Genomic DNA, 14,674 nt, shown 5'->3' with positions numbered 1-14,674 from the left:
AATAAAGGGAACCCGCGGGCTCCCTTATTTGTTTAAAAAAAATAGGGCTGACTCACTTTTGAGACAGCCCCTTTTTATTATGCATTGTAAATAAAAGTGAAAAACTACCACTATCTTCAATTTGTGATATGGAGTTAAACAGATATTAAATATGCAGTATTTTCATAAAGTAAACCATTATAGTACATAATTTCCTTCATAAATAATTTGTAATTTATTAAATTCGCAGGGTTATATATTTCAATTCATAATACTTTACATAAAAAATCATGTCAAACACAGCTACAATAGAAATTGATGGCAAAAAATACGAGTTTCCGCTTATTGTGGGTACCGAAAATGAAACAGCCATTGAGATAGATAAATTACGCGGTGCAACAGGCGCTGTAACTTTAGATCCGGGCTTTAAAAATACAGGGGCCTGTAAAAGTGAAATTACTTTTTTGGACGGTGAAAAAGGAATTTTGCGCTACAGGGGCTATACAATAGAAGATCTTGCAGAAAAATCAAGTTTTTTAGAGGTTTCTTACCTGTTGATTTTTGGAGAACTTCCTGCTGCGGCTGTGTTAGAAAAATTTGAAAATGATATAAAAAAATACACCCTCGTAAATGAGGAAATGAAAAATATAATTGACGGTTTCCCTAAAACGGCCCATCCAATGGGAGTACTCGCATCGCTTACTAGTGCCTTAACTGCATTTAATCCGCAGCCGGTAGATGTAAATGATGAAGAAGAACTGTATGATACCGTTTGTAAAACTATGGCCAAATTTTTGGTTATAGCTACCTGGACTTACAGGAAAAAGATGGGCTATCCATTAAATTATTATGATAATACTAAAGGCCATGTAGAAAACTTTTTAAGGCTGATGTTTGAGTTACCTACCGGGCCTTACAAAATAGATCCGGTAATTGTAAATGCTTTAGATAAGTTATTTATACTGCATGCCGATCATGAGCAAAACTGTTCGGCTTCTACAGTACGCATTGTTGGTTCCTCACATGCCGGTTTGTTTGCCTCTATATCTGCAGGGGTATCAGCGCTTTGGGGTCCACTACATGGCGGTGCTAACCAGGCCGTACTGGAAATGCTTGAAGAAATTCAGGCTAACGGTGGCGATGCTGATAAATATCTTGCAAAAGCAAAAGATAAAGAAGATCCGTTCCGCCTTATGGGCTTTGGCCACAGGGTATATAAAAACTTTGACCCACGCGCTAAAATTATTAAGAAAGCGGCAGACGATGTATTAGAAGCACTTGGTGTAAATGACCCAATACTTAATATTGCAAAAAAACTGGAAGAAGCTGCCCTGAAGGATGAATATTTTAAATCCAGGAATCTATACCCAAATGTTGATTTTTATAGTGGTATTATTTACAGGGCTATGGGTATACCAACAGAAATGTTTACAGTATTGTTTGCTATTGGCCGCCTTCCGGGCTGGATAGCCCAATGGAAAGAAATGCGTCTTAATAAAGAACCAATAGGCCGTCCGCGCCAAATATATACAGGTAGCCCGTTAAGGGATTTTGTACCGGTAGATAAAAGGTAGTTTTAAGCACTTATACAAAAAGCCATTCTTATTTAAGGGTGGCTTTTTTATTTTTTGAGCAACAGGCCATCTTAATTTTTTATATTTGCCCAAAATACACGCCATGCTTCAATTACATGTAAAGAACGAAACATCAAAATTAAAAGCAGTTATACTGGGAACCGCTAAAAGTAACGGGCCGGTTCCGGCTGAGCACGAAGCGTATGACCCTAAATCACTGGAACATATAAAAGCAGGCACGTATCCGTCTGAAGAAGATATGATAGTGGAGATGGAAGCCCTGAATACAGTATTTAAAAAATATAATGTTGAGGTATTCCGCCCGGAGCTTATAGAAAATTATAACCAGATTTTTAGCAGGGATATTGGTTTTGTGATAGACGACCTTTTTATTAAAGCCAATATACTGCCTGAACGTGCCCGTGAGCAGGATGCCATACAATATATTATTAATCGTATTGATCCGGCAAAAGTGATTACACCGCCTGAAGAAGCGCATATTGAAGGGGGGGATGTTATACTTTGGGATGATCATATTTTTGTAGGTACTTATAAAGGGAGCGATTATAAAGATTATATAACTGCGCGTACCAATACCCAGGGGGTTGACTTTATTAAAAAGCTTTTTCCACACAAAACAGTAAAAGAGTTTGACCTGATGAAATCGCGTATAGAACCCCGCGATAATGCCCTGCACCTGGATTGCTGCTTTCAGCCGGTAGGTAAGGATAAAGGTGTTATTTATAAAAGCGGGTTTCGCGAAGAGGCAGATTATATGTACCTTGTAAACCTGTTTGGTAGCGAGAACCTTTTTCATATAGAAAGGGAAGAAATGTATCACATGACGTCTAACTTTTTTTCTATAGATACTAATGTTGTAGTTATTGAAAAGAATTTTATACGTTTAAAAAAATGGTTGCTCAAAAACGGCTTTACGGTAGAAGAAGTACCCTATGCCGAAATTGCCAAGCAGGAGGGCCTGCTAAGGTGTAGCACCCTGCCGCTGATACGCGACTAAATTTACCATAAAATGAAGCAGATAACCGATACAATACTAATGATTAGGCCCGTGGCATTCCGTATGAATGAGCAAACGGCCGTTAATAATTATTACCAAAAAGTGGTAGATAACCTGCTGCCCGAAACCGTAAACGCAAAAGCACAACAGGAGTTTGATGCCTTTGTGCAAAAGTTACGGGGCATTGGGGTAGATGTAATTATGGTGGATGATACAGCCACACCGGATACTCCTGATTCAGTTTTTCCTAATAACTGGGTGTCGTTTCATGAAAATGGCGATGTAGCAATATACCCTATGTTTGCAGAAAACCGCCGTGGCGAACGCCGTGAAGATGTGTTTGAAATGCTGGAAGATCATGGCTTTGTTATCGAGAATATTATAGATTATACCAGCGCCGAAGAAGAGGGCGTTTTTCTTGAAGGTACCGGAAGCCTGGTTTTAGACCGTGAAAACCATAAAGCATATTGCGCACTTTCGCCCCGTGCGGATGAAGAACTGATGATAGAGTATTGTGAAGATTTTGAACTTTCGCCTATTATATTTGAGGCTTTTCAAACCGTTGCAGGGGGGGAGCGCAAGCCGATTTATCATACTAATGTTATGATGAGCATTGGCACTACTTTTGCAATTATTTGTGCTGATTGTATAGATGATAAAAAAGAACGTAAGAGCGTATTAAACAGCCTGCGCGAAGATGGGAAAGAACTTATACTGCTAACAGAAAAACAATTGGGTAATTTTGCCGGAAATATGCTGCAGGTACAGGGAAAACAGAAAAATTACCTTGTAATGAGTGAATCTGCACATAGCTTACTAACCAAAGATCAGGTAGCCAGGATAGAGAAACACACTGAAATACTTTCAGTAAACCTTGATACTATAGAGGCTTGTGGTGGCGGTAGTGCCCGTTGTATGATGGCTGAAATATTTTTATTGAAAAAACAGTAACCATGCTTTCTAAAAAAACGAAATACGGATTAAAAGCACTTATTTATATTGCAAGGCAGGATCCCTCTGTGCCGGTGCTTATTTCTGATATTTCGGAGAAAGAACAAATTCCTAAGAAATTTTTGGAGGCCATTTTACTTGACCTTAAAAAATTTGGCATACTGGGGTCGAAAAAAGGCAAAGGCGGAGGGTACTACCTGCTTAAAGACCCTAAAACAGTTTCTGCAGCTACACTGATACGCGTTTTAGACGGACCAATTGCCATGCTACCCTGTGTAAGCCTTAATTTTTATGAGCGTTGTGACGATTGCCCCGATGAAGATACCTGTTCATTAAACCATTTTATGATACAGGTTCGCGATAATACTTTACAACTGCTTCAGGATAAAACGCTATATGATCTTATAGCTGTTTAAATCTCTCATTGCTTTGTACTCTTACTTTTGTTTATTGTTGTGATTTTTAGTTTTTTATAAGGTTATTTTTTGTAACGCTTTAAAAAAATATTAAATTAGTCTACAATATCCATAGACTAATAGTATATTTGTAATTATTACTTATTAGCGTTACAGAAAATGAAGGAGAAACTATCATACCTTAATGCAGAGCTAAAAGGGATGTCATTAGCAGAATCTATTCCGTTTGTGCTGAAAAACTTCGGCGGCAAAAAAGTTTTTTCAACTTCTTTTGGAATAGAAGATCAGGTGCTAACCCATTATTTAGCAGAATATGCCCAATTTATATCGGCCTTTACTTTAGATACAGGACGTCAGTTTCCTGAAACGTATGAGGTGTTTCAGCGCACGCAAACAAAATACCCGCAATTAAATATTGAAACTTTTTTCCCGGATCCCGAGGATATTAAAAAATATGTGTCCAACGCGGGCGTAAACGGTTTTTATAACAGCATAGAGAACCGTAAGGAGTGTTGCCGCATCCGTAAAGTAGTACCATTGCAAAAAGCTATAAAAGGCGCCTCATTATGGATTACCGGGCTACGTGCAGAGCAAAGTGATAACCGCAGCGATATGCAATTTTTAGAGTGGGATGAAGCTAACGGGCTGGTAAAATTTAACCCGCTGCTTAACTATACTCTAAAAGAAACAGAGGCAGTTGTTGAAGCCTTTAATATACCAATTAACAGTTTATACAAGCAAGGTTATTTAAGCATAGGCTGTGCGCCGTGTACCCGTGCCATCTCCAAAGGCGAATCTTTCAGGGCCGGACGTTGGTGGTGGGAAAATGGTAAAAAAGAATGTGGGCTGCACATCCATTCTGATAAAAACTATTAAGCTTTATATTATAGACCAAGAGGCTGCCTGAATTTTCAGGCAGCCTCTTGATTTTTACTATATAGTAAGTGCATTATTTTAAAAATACGGGTAGCGACTCTATTATATTGGCAATAGAACTTATAATATACTGCACCCCTATAGCTATAATTATAAAACCTATAATTCTTGAAATAGCTACAATACCCGATGCACCCAGTATGCGTGAAAGGTAATGGGCACTGCGCATTACCAGAAAAATAACTAATGCAACTAAAGCCATAGCCATAACAGCAATTATCTGTTCAGAAAATTTTTGGTAATCCTGGTACATGGCTATTAATAATGATATGCTGCCGGGGCCTGCCAGCATGGGTATGGCCAGTGGTGTGAGCGCAATATCGTTACGCTTTTGCGCGTCATTTTGTACTTCTTTATTTACACCCCTTGTACGTCCGCCGGGTTTGCGGTTAAGCAATGAAAAACCACTGTTTACAATTATAAAACCACCTGCTATCCTTAAGGCATCTATACTAATGCCGAAAAAATTAAGTACATATTGCCCTATAAAAAAAGATACAATAAGTATAATAAAAACATTAATAGCCGTCCAGAAAGAAATACGTTGCCGCTCTTTTGCACTGTCATCCTGAGTTAACCCAACAAAAACCGGTATAGCCCCCAGCGGGTTAATAACAGAGAACAAAGCAGCAAAAATGTAAATGAATAATTCCATACCTGCAAAATTATGGCGCAAAGTTAGCGGTTTTTAGCTTCGCAGTTTTTATAATTAAGCAATAAAATGAAATAGCTCCCAAATTTACTTTCAGCTAAAAAATAAAGGACGCCGATATACCTACTTGATTGCCGTTATAATAAGGCAAAACCAACCCTGAAGTTTTCTTTTCACTACCGCCAAAAATATATTTTTTCTCATACGGAAAAAGCCAGTAAGCCGCTTTGGTACTTAGTATACCAATACCCGCCCCGGCAACCACATCAGTAAGCCAGTGCCGGTTATTATACATACGGAACATGCCGGTGCCGGTGGCCACAACAAATCCGCTGATGCCATACCAGATGTTTTTATCTTTATATTCCTGAAATAAAAATTCTGCACCGCTAAAGGCGGTAGCCGTATGCCCGGAAGGAAAGGAGTTGAACGAACTGCCATCGGGACGTTCTTCATGTATTATATGTTTTAACCCTGTAACGGTAGAAGCTACAAAAATATACGAGGTAGCCATAATTATTGTGCGGTCTCCCAGGTTGTGTTTACCCCTAATACCCGCAGCATTTAGCGCATATACAGAAAGCATGGGGGTATATTGGCTAAAATCATCTATAGTAAAACGGTCATCAATATGTTCCTGTACTTCTTCACGGATTCCAAGGTTATAATCAATAAGCTGGTCTGATTTAATACCCAATACCCCAAATCCCACCAATGCGCCGGGAATTATAAGCTGCCTGTAGCTAAATTGATGGCTGGACGCATCAGCACGATATAATGAATCTTCTACAACAGGTACATACTGTGCAGAAGCTGTAGTAATAATAAATAGAGTTATAAATACTGTACGGATCATTGTCTGTTTTTTGTTTTAAACGTAATTTCTTGCAAAGAAATTGACAGCCAATAAAGGTTTTAAGGGAATCTTAAGCGTACTGGGATTTTTAGTATTTTAGCAATTATTATAATTATTTACGAGATGAAAAAAATCACAGCATTTATTTTTATAGCCGTTTTATTACTGGTTTCATGTAAGGGGAGCACAAAATACAGTGTTACTACTGAAGATTTCCCCGATAACCGCTGGAATACAGGAGAAGCGAAAGAGTTGGAATTTTCAATTGATAAAGATCAGGAAGCCGATGTATATATTTTGTTTGGATATAAATACGGCACACAGTTTACCGATGTGCCTGTAAAGCTGGAAATAACTGCGCCTGACGGAAGTATTACTTTATTAACGTCGGAATTAAAACTGACAGATGAAGCGGGCAAAAGCCTTGGTGACTGTGCGGGAGATGTTTGTGATTTAGCGGTATTGGCTAAAAAAGGCCTCAAACTTCAAAAAGGAGACTATACATTTAAAGTTATCAATAATTTCACCAAGGCAAGTTACCTGCCTAATGTGCTGTCAGTGGGTATAAAACTCGAGCATATGTTGGGTAAAGAGTAAAATCTTAACGTGAATATTATCAAATATACACCATGATTATAAGACTATGGCTGCTGTTGATTTTGTTTACCGGCTTTTTTGCCCGGGGCCAGGCTCTTTTTGGTTATGTATATGACGAGGCCGAAAACCTGCCGCTCCAGGGAGCAAATGTATATATAGACGGTACCACTATAAATACTTCAACAAACGAAAAGGGATTTTTTAAAATAAACATACCTCAGGGTTACAGATCGCCCGTAATAATAAGCTACATAGGGTTTGAAAGTATTACGTTAGATGATCCCTCACAATATGAGAAGGGGGTTAAAGTGTTATTGCGCGAAAGCACAGTTACCCTTAACGAAGTGGTTATAGATAAAAATCCTCCCTTTACGCGTAAGCAAATGCTAAAAGCCTTCAGGCGGCAGTTTTTGGGAACGTCGCGCAATGGGAATTCCTGTAAAATTGAAAATGAAGAGGTTATACTACTCCGTTATGATAGTAAAACAAATACCCTTCTCGCCAAAGCAACTGAGCCCCTGCATATAACCAACAAAAGGCTGCAATATGACATTAACTTCAATCTGGCATATTTTAATGTAGATTACCAAAGGCAAAGCCTTGAAGATGCTGATGTTATAAAAAGTTTTTATGCAGGCACTACTTTTTTTACCGATGTTTCAAAAAACGGTTCGGCAGATGATAAAAGAAAAGAAAATTATCTGGGTTCTGTGGCTCACTTAATGAAAACAATGGCATCTAATACCTGGGCTGCACAAAAATTCGGGCTGTTTTATAAAAGCTTCCCCGCCAACCCGCAACAATACCTCAAACTAAAAGATACGCTGGACCTTGTTAAGGTGGAGGTAGTTAACCTGCCTGCCCCTAAACAACCGGGAAAAATAATTATTGCAGGAGGTCCGCCGGGTATTGATGGCAATATTACTAAAAAGATGGAATCCAGGCAGCCTCAAAAGGCTTTTGATATATTATATAACGGTAAGGAGCAGTCCAACATAGTTTTTGAATCGGAAGGGCTTTACATTGATAAAAACGGATTATTCTTCCCTATAACCGGTATAAGCTTTGGAGGCTACATGGCTAAGCTTAAAGCAGGTGATTTGCTGCCCATAGATTATATTTATAAGGATTAATATTATAATAATGCTAAATGTAATAATGCTTATATATGTTTTTGTAAATTTATATTCAAATTGAATATTTAATTATGGAGACGAAGAAAACATTAGTTATGGGAGCCTCTACAGAGCCAACACGTTACTCTTATAAAGCAATAAAAATGCTGGAGCGTGCAGGCCACCCTGTAGTTGCCGTTGGTAAAAAAGAAGGTAATCTGGACGGAGTTACAATAGAAAAAGGCAAAGTTCCTTTTGATGGTATAGATACAGTAACATTATATCTTAACCCAATGAACCAGGCACAGTATTATGACTATATTATAGGGTTAAATCCAAAGCGTGTTATTTTTAACCCGGGTACCGAAAATCCGGAGTTTTATGACAGGCTTGAGCAGAATAATATTGAAAAAGAAGTAGGCTGTACTTTAGTAATGCTTTCTATAGGTCAATATTAACCGGTTACTGTAGCCGGGGCTTTTTTGCTGATTAACAGTAGTAGTATAAAAGTTATAAGCCCGTTTAACAGTATTAACTCGTTGTCAAAAACATAATCGCCAAATAAAGCTTTTGAGTTTATACTTAAAAGAAGAGTGATAAAGGGCGAGGTTATACATACAAATGGAACTAACTTGTCGTGTACCGTAAGATTTTTTAAAAGCAGGCCAAAAGCATAAAGCCCCAGTAAAGGCCCATAGGTATAAGAGGCTATGCGAAATATCATGCTTACTACCGAGGCATCATTAATAGCATTAAAAACTATTATAACCAAAAACATTAGTATAGAAAAGGATAAATGTACCGCATACCGGGTGTGTACATTATTGGCTTTGCTAAGGTTTTCGGCTTTATCCATGTCCAGAAAATCAATACAAAAAGAAGTCGTCAGTGCAGTAAGTGCTGAATCGGTTGTGGCAAAGGTGGCGGCAGTTAATCCCAACAAAAATATTACAGCAGGCACCAGTGAAAAGTGGTGAAAAGCAATTTCGGGAAAAAGCAGGTCGGTACGGGGTACCCCGTTTTCTGTAGGTATGCCAATGTTGTGGCTGTTAGCATAAATATATAATAATGCCCCAACGCCTAAAAAAAACAGGTTTATTACCACAAAAATACCGGTAAAGGTAAACATGTTCTTTTGGGCTTCACCAATGTTTTTACAGCTCAGGTTTTTCTGCATCAGGTCCTGGTCAAGCCCCACCATGGCTATGGTTACAAAAAAACCACCTATAACCTGTTTTACAAAATGGTAACGGCTGCTTACAAAATCTTCAAAGAAAAATATTTTGGAATAGTTGCTTTGCTTTACGGTTTCAAATGCTTCGGATATATTTAAATTAAGGCTGCTGCAAATAAAGTAAATGGTAAAAAATACTGATGAAACTAAAAAAAAAGTTTGCAGCGTATCGGTTACAATAATAGTTTTTAGCCCGCTTTTATACGTATAGGCAAAAATAAATGCCAAAGCCAACAGTACGGTTAACCAAAAGGGTATAGAAAACGCATCAAAAACATAGCGTTGCAGCACAATTACTACAAGATAAAGCCGGAAGGCAGAGCCTATAGTACGACTGATGAGAAATATCATGGCCGAAGTTTTATAACTGTATAACCCCAGCCTGCCTTCAATATAACTGTATATAGAAGTAAGGTTAAGCCGGTAATACAGTGGCAGCAGCACTTTGGCAATAACAATAAAGCCAAGGGCATTGCCCAGTATAAACTGAAAATATTTAAACTGTTCGCCATTTGGTGATCCTACCTCTCCCGGTACAGAAATAAAAGTTACCCCGGATAGCGCCGTACCTATCATGCCGAAAGCCACAAGGTACCAGCTTGCATTTTTATTGGCCTTAAAAAAACTATCATTACTGCTGTCTTTTTTACTTATAACCCTGGAAATAAGTATGAGCAAGCCAAAATAAATTATTATAATTGAGAGTATAGTAAACGGGCCCATGCGTGTAGTTTTTATACAAAACAACTAAAAAAATATTGTAAAGCGGCAGCATGGCAATAAATTTATACTTTAACAGCTAAATTATACTGTGTTGGTTACCTTTGCACACTATGGAAATGTCGTCTAAATTACTTGAAAAAGCCGTAGCCGAAATATCCCTGTTGCCCGGTATAGGCAAGCGTACGGCCTTGCGGTTAGCGTTGCATCTTTTAAAACAGCCGTTAGAGCAAACCCAGCATTTATCTAATGCCCTGTTACGCCTTAGGGAGGATATACGTTTTTGCACTATATGCCATAATATATCAGATACAGAAGTTTGCGAAATATGCAGCAATGCTCTTCGCGATGCTTCGGTAATTTGCGTGGTAGAAGATGTGCGAGATGTTATGGCTATCGAAAACACAGGCTTATTTAAAGGGTTGTACCATGTATTGGGGGGTAAAATTTCGCCTATTGACGGTGTTGGACCCAGCCAGCTTACTATTGTACCCTTGGTAGAACGGGTAAAACAGGGTAATGTAAAAGAACTTATTTTTGCCTTAAGCTCTACAATGGAGGGTGATACCACAAATTTTTATATTTATAAGCAAATTAAAGATTACAATATTGTTACCTCTGCAATTGCCCGCGGTATAGGAGTGGGGGATGAACTGGAATTTGCCGATGAGGTTACTTTAGGGCGCAGCATTATGCACAGGGTGCCTTTTGAAACTTCATTGCGCGATATATAAAGAAAACTAAAATACTGCCTTTAAATATTGCCTGAAATTATTAAATATTTAATTTTTAATATACTGGTTTTGATTCTGAAAAAAAGATTAACTAAAGATATAAATAACACTTTGTTAAAAAATTAGTATATATATTTGCATCAGCCCGCAAAAAAATAAAAACAATATCAAGTACGTTTTTGAATGCATCTGCTAAATAGTGAAATAAAAATCCTTATAACCGGTGGCGCCGGATTTATCGGCTCCAACTTATGTGATCATTTTATTTCAAGAGGGTATAAGGTAACCTGCCTTGATAATTTTTCTACCGGGCATAAACACAATATACAACACCTTATCGGGCATCCTTCCTTTACTCTTTTTGAAGGAGATATACGCAATATAGAACACTGTAAAAACGTTGCCAAAGGAGCTAGTTATGTGTTGCACCAGGCAGCTTTGGGTTCAGTGCCACGCTCTGTAAACGATCCCATTACCAGTAATGATGTAAATGTAAACGGTTTTTTAAACATGCTAACCGCAGCGCGGGATGCAGGGATTAAACGGTTTATATATGCGGCAAGCTCTTCAACCTATGGCGATTCAGAAAACTTGCCAAAAGTAGAAAATATTATAGGTAAGCCACTTTCGCCCTATGCTGTAACTAAATATGTAAATGAACTTTATGCCGATGTGTTTAGCAAAACCTATGGTATAGAAACTATTGGCCTGCGCTATTTTAATGTGTTTGGCAGACGACAGGACCCTGATGGGGCGTATGCGGCGGTAATACCAAAATTTGTTTCACAGTTGCTAAGGCATGAAAGTCCGGTTATTAATGGCGATGGCAATTACAGCCGTGATTTTACTTATATAGACAATATAATACATATAAATGAATGTGCTGTAAAAGCGGAAAGTAAAGAAGCACTCAATACCGTGTACAATGCGGCTTTTGGAGACCGTACTACATTAAATGAAATGGTAGGCTGTTTAAAAGAATACCTTTCGGCCTATGACCCCGCAGTAGCTGATGTAGAAATAATGTATGGGCCTGGTAGAACAGGGGATATTCCGCATTCACTGGCTAATATAGATAAAGCAAAAAAATTATTGGGATATAAACCGGCTTACTCTTTACAGCAAGGGCTTAAAGAGGCGGTAGCCTGGTATTATAAAACCCTTAAATCTGCAATAATGTAAATGGAGATAGGGATAATAGGTTTAGGTTATGTAGGGCTGCCTTTGGCAGTTCTCATGTCAAAAAAGTATAAGGTTATTGGTTTTGATATAAAAGAAGAACGTGTACAACAGCTAAATAATGGCATTGATACTACACTTGAAGTTTCAGAAGAAAAACTTAATGAAGCCATAAAAACAGGTAGTGCAGGTAACGGTCTGTTGTGTACTGATAAAGTAGAAAACCTTAAAGAATGTACCTATTATATAGTTACAGTACCTACCCCGGTAGATAAAAATAACCGGCCAGATCTGGGTGCACTATACAGTGCAAGCAAAGTAGTGGGCAGTGTACTTAAAAAAGGCGATATTGTAATATATGAATCTACCGTTTTTCCCGGAGCTACTGAGGAAGAATGTGTGCCTGTTCTGGAACGTGTAAGCGGCTTAAAATTTAATGAAGATTTTTTTGCAGGCTACTCCCCGGAACGTATTAACCCTGGTGATAAAGAGCATACTGTTGAAAAAATTGTAAAAGTTACCTCAGGGTCAACCCCGCAGGCAGCTCAAAAGGTTAATGACCTTTACAAGTCGGTTATAGAAGCCGGTACACACCTGGCACCTTCAATAAAGGTTGCTGAGGCGGCTAAAGTAATAGAGAATTCACAGCGCGATATTAATATAGCCTTTGTTAACGAGCTGGCTAAAATATTTAACCTGCTGGATATAGATACCAATGCAGTATTGGAAGCTGCAGGTACAAAATGGAATTTTTTACCGTTCAGGCCTGGGCTTGTTGGTGGACACTGTATAGGGGTTGACCCCTATTACCTGGCCCAAAAAGCACAGCAGGTAGGCTACCACCCCGAAATAATACTGGCAGGCCGCAGGCTTAACGATAGCATGGGGTATTATGTGGCTTCTCAGGTGGTTAAGCTCATGATTAAAAGAGATATTGTGGTAAACGGTGCCAATTTGCTTATGATGGGTATTACCTTTAAAGAAAATTGTCCGGATGTGCGCAATACTAAAATTGTTGATGTAATAGATGCCCTTAAAGATTATGGTATTTCGGTAGAAATTTATGATCCGTGGGCAGATAGCAGCGAGGTAATGAAAGAATATGGACTTAAAGTGTTAAATTCGCAACCGGATAAAAAGTATGATGCGCTTGTTTTTGGAGTAGCGCATTGGCAATTTGCCCAGACTGATCTTGAAGTTTTGAAAAATGAGCACTGTATAGTGTACGATGTTAAGGGTATTTTAGGAGAAAAGGCAGAAAAAAGGCTTTAATAATTTAGTAGCATAAAATAACTTTCGATAACAAACATTTAAACTATGGGTAAAATTAAAAATATCTGTTGTATAGGAGCAGGTTATGTAGGTGGCCCCACCATGGCTGTTATAGCAGCTAAGTGTCCTGATATTAAAGTAACTATTGTTGACTTAAATGCAGCGCGTATTGCAGCCTGGAACGATGAAAACCTTGAAAACCTTCCGGTTTATGAACCAGGGTTGGATAAAATTGTAGCAGAAGCAAGGGGGCGTAACCTTTTCTTCAGCACAGAGGTTGATAAAGCCATAGATGAAGCCGAAATGATATTTATATCGGTTAATACACCTACAAAAACCTACGGTTTAGGTAAAGGCAAAGCGGCAGACTTAAAGTTTATTGAACTTTGTGCAAGGCAAATTGCCGCCGTATCTAAAACTGATAAAATTGTTGTTGAAAAATCTACACTTCCGGTAAGGACTGCCGAAGCAATACGCGATATTCTTGATAATACCGGTAATGGTGTTAACTACCAAATACTTTCTAACCCCGAATTCCTTGCAGAAGGTACCGCTATAGAAGACCTTCTTGCACCGGATAGGGTACTTATAGGAGGTGAAACTAAAGAAGGTGGTAAAGAAGCTATGGAAGCGCTGGTTGAGGTATATGCTAACTGGATTCCGCGTGAGAGGATACTTACTACCAACGTGTGGTCATCAGAACTTTCTAAACTAACAGCCAATGCATTTCTTGCACAAAGGGTATCGTCTATCAATGCTATATCTGAACTTTGCGAAAAAACTGAAGCTAATGTTAGTGAGGTTGCCCGTGCTATTGGTATGGATAGCCGTATCGGTTCTAAATTCCTTAAAGCATCGGTAGGATTTGGAGGTTCATGCTTCCAGAAAGATATCCTTAACCTCGTATATATTGCAAAAACCTATGGGCTTAATGAAGTTGCAGATTATTGGGAACAGGTAATTATAATGAATGACCATCAAAAAAGACGCTTTGCAAGTAATATTATAAAAACGCTTTATAATACCGTTTCTGGCAAAAAAATTGCATTCCTTGGCTGGGCATTTAAAAAAGATACAAATGATACAAGGGAGTCTGCCGCTATTTATGTAGCTGATGATTTATTGTTTGAGCAGGCCAATATAGCTGTTTTTGATCCTAAAGTGGAAGAAAAACAGATGCATTATGATGTAAATTATCTTAACACAAGGGATAAAGAAGAAAATAAAAAAGGCATTACAGTATTTGCTGATCCTTATGAAGCCTGTAAAGATGCCCACGCGATTGCAATACTTACGGAGTGGGATGAATTTAAAGAGTATGACTGGCAGCGTATTTATGACAATATGAAAAAACCTGCTTTTGTATTTGACGGAAGAAACCTTCTTGATGGAGAAAAACTAACATCTATAGGTTTTGTTTTCCAGGCAATAGGAAGATAAA

The 14,674-nt window shown here is 38.3% G+C and carries 15 protein-coding genes; 12 read left to right on the top strand and 3 right to left on the bottom strand.

Annotated elements, in window-relative coordinates:
* The first annotated feature begins 269 nt into the window (after positions 1-269).
* The 5 genes from ABS766_RS11185 to ABS766_RS11165 all read left to right on the top strand — a co-directional run bounded on the left by ABS766_RS11185 (position 270) and on the right by ABS766_RS11165 (position 4,814).
* Positions 270-1,553, top strand: a complete 1,284-nt coding sequence (locus ABS766_RS11185; protein ID WP_408085243.1) for a citrate synthase — start codon at positions 270-272, stop codon at positions 1,551-1,553.
* A gap of 103 nt (positions 1,554-1,656) precedes the next feature.
* Entirely contained in the window at positions 1,657-2,571 is a 915-nt protein-coding gene (locus ABS766_RS11180; protein ID WP_408085242.1) for a dimethylarginine dimethylaminohydrolase family protein, read from the top strand.
* A gap of 12 nt (positions 2,572-2,583) precedes the next feature.
* Positions 2,584-3,522, top strand: a complete 939-nt coding sequence (gene ctlX, locus ABS766_RS11175) for a citrulline utilization hydrolase CtlX (protein WP_408085241.1) — start codon at positions 2,584-2,586, stop codon at positions 3,520-3,522.
* A gap of 2 nt (positions 3,523-3,524) precedes the next feature.
* A complete protein-coding gene (locus ABS766_RS11170) occupies positions 3,525-3,938 on the top strand; it encodes an RrF2 family transcriptional regulator (protein WP_408085240.1) in 414 nt (137 codons plus the stop codon).
* A gap of 159 nt (positions 3,939-4,097) precedes the next feature.
* Positions 4,098-4,814 (top strand): phosphoadenylyl-sulfate reductase, encoded by a 717-nt coding sequence (locus tag ABS766_RS11165; RefSeq protein WP_408085239.1) that lies wholly within the window; start codon positions 4,098-4,100, stop codon positions 4,812-4,814.
* Between the two features lie 73 nt (positions 4,815-4,887).
* Here the strand turns inward: ABS766_RS11165 and ABS766_RS11160 are convergent, their stop codons facing one another.
* Positions 4,888-5,529 carry a MarC family NAAT transporter gene (locus ABS766_RS11160; protein WP_408085238.1) on the bottom strand — a complete coding sequence of 214 codons (642 nt, stop codon included), beginning with the start codon at positions 5,527-5,529 and terminating at the stop codon, positions 4,888-4,890.
* A 94-nt stretch (positions 5,530-5,623) separates the two neighbouring features.
* Positions 5,624-6,382 carry a phosphatase PAP2 family protein gene (locus ABS766_RS11155; RefSeq protein WP_408085237.1) on the bottom strand — a complete coding sequence of 253 codons (759 nt, stop codon included), beginning with the start codon at positions 6,380-6,382 and terminating at the stop codon, positions 5,624-5,626.
* Between the two features lie 123 nt (positions 6,383-6,505).
* On the opposite strand from ABS766_RS11155, the gene ABS766_RS11150 reads away from it, so the two are divergent.
* The 3 genes from ABS766_RS11150 (at position 6,506) to ABS766_RS11140 (ending at position 8,552) form a co-directional block, all read left to right on the top strand.
* Positions 6,506-6,979 carry a gliding motility lipoprotein GldH family protein gene (locus ABS766_RS11150; RefSeq protein WP_408085236.1) on the top strand — a complete coding sequence of 158 codons (474 nt, stop codon included), beginning with the start codon at positions 6,506-6,508 and terminating at the stop codon, positions 6,977-6,979.
* A 32-nt stretch (positions 6,980-7,011) separates the two neighbouring features.
* Positions 7,012-8,112: a carboxypeptidase-like regulatory domain-containing protein gene (locus ABS766_RS11145; protein WP_408085235.1), complete on the top strand. Its 1,101-nt coding sequence runs from the start codon at positions 7,012-7,014 to the stop codon at positions 8,110-8,112.
* Positions 8,113-8,186: 74 nt separating this feature from the next.
* Positions 8,187-8,552, top strand: a complete 366-nt coding sequence (locus tag ABS766_RS11140) for a CoA-binding protein (protein WP_408085234.1) — start codon at positions 8,187-8,189, stop codon at positions 8,550-8,552.
* Here the strand turns inward: ABS766_RS11140 and ABS766_RS11135 are convergent.
* A complete protein-coding gene (locus ABS766_RS11135) occupies positions 8,549-10,051 on the bottom strand; it encodes a sodium:solute symporter (RefSeq protein WP_408085233.1) in 1,503 nt (500 codons plus the stop codon). The two genes, ABS766_RS11140 and ABS766_RS11135, sit on opposite strands and share 4 nt — an antisense overlap.
* Before the next feature lie 110 nt (positions 10,052-10,161).
* On the opposite strand from ABS766_RS11135, the gene recR reads away from it, so the two are divergent.
* The 4 genes from recR (at position 10,162) to ABS766_RS11115 (ending at position 14,673) form a co-directional block, all read left to right on the top strand.
* A complete protein-coding gene (gene recR / locus ABS766_RS11130) occupies positions 10,162-10,782 on the top strand; it encodes a recombination mediator RecR (protein WP_408085232.1) in 621 nt (206 codons plus the stop codon).
* 183 nt (positions 10,783-10,965) lie between these two features.
* A complete protein-coding gene (locus ABS766_RS11125; protein WP_408085231.1) occupies positions 10,966-11,964 on the top strand; it encodes an SDR family oxidoreductase in 999 nt (332 codons plus the stop codon).
* Positions 11,965-13,233 (top strand): nucleotide sugar dehydrogenase, encoded by a 1,269-nt coding sequence (locus ABS766_RS11120; RefSeq protein ID WP_408085230.1) that lies wholly within the window; start codon positions 11,965-11,967, stop codon positions 13,231-13,233.
* Positions 13,234-13,278: 45 nt separating this feature from the next.
* Positions 13,279-14,673: a UDP-glucose 6-dehydrogenase gene (locus tag ABS766_RS11115; RefSeq protein ID WP_408085229.1), complete on the top strand. Its 1,395-nt coding sequence runs from the start codon at positions 13,279-13,281 to the stop codon at positions 14,671-14,673.
* Position 14,674 lies beyond the last annotated feature (1 nt).

The sequence above is a fragment of the Flavobacterium rhizosphaerae genome (genome assembly GCF_046000445.1).
Classification (GTDB): domain Bacteria; phylum Bacteroidota; class Bacteroidia; order Flavobacteriales; family Flavobacteriaceae; genus Flavobacterium; species Flavobacterium rhizosphaerae.
The sequence above is the reverse complement of the archived record's forward strand: the minus strand, read 5'-3'. Positions and strand labels throughout refer to the sequence as shown.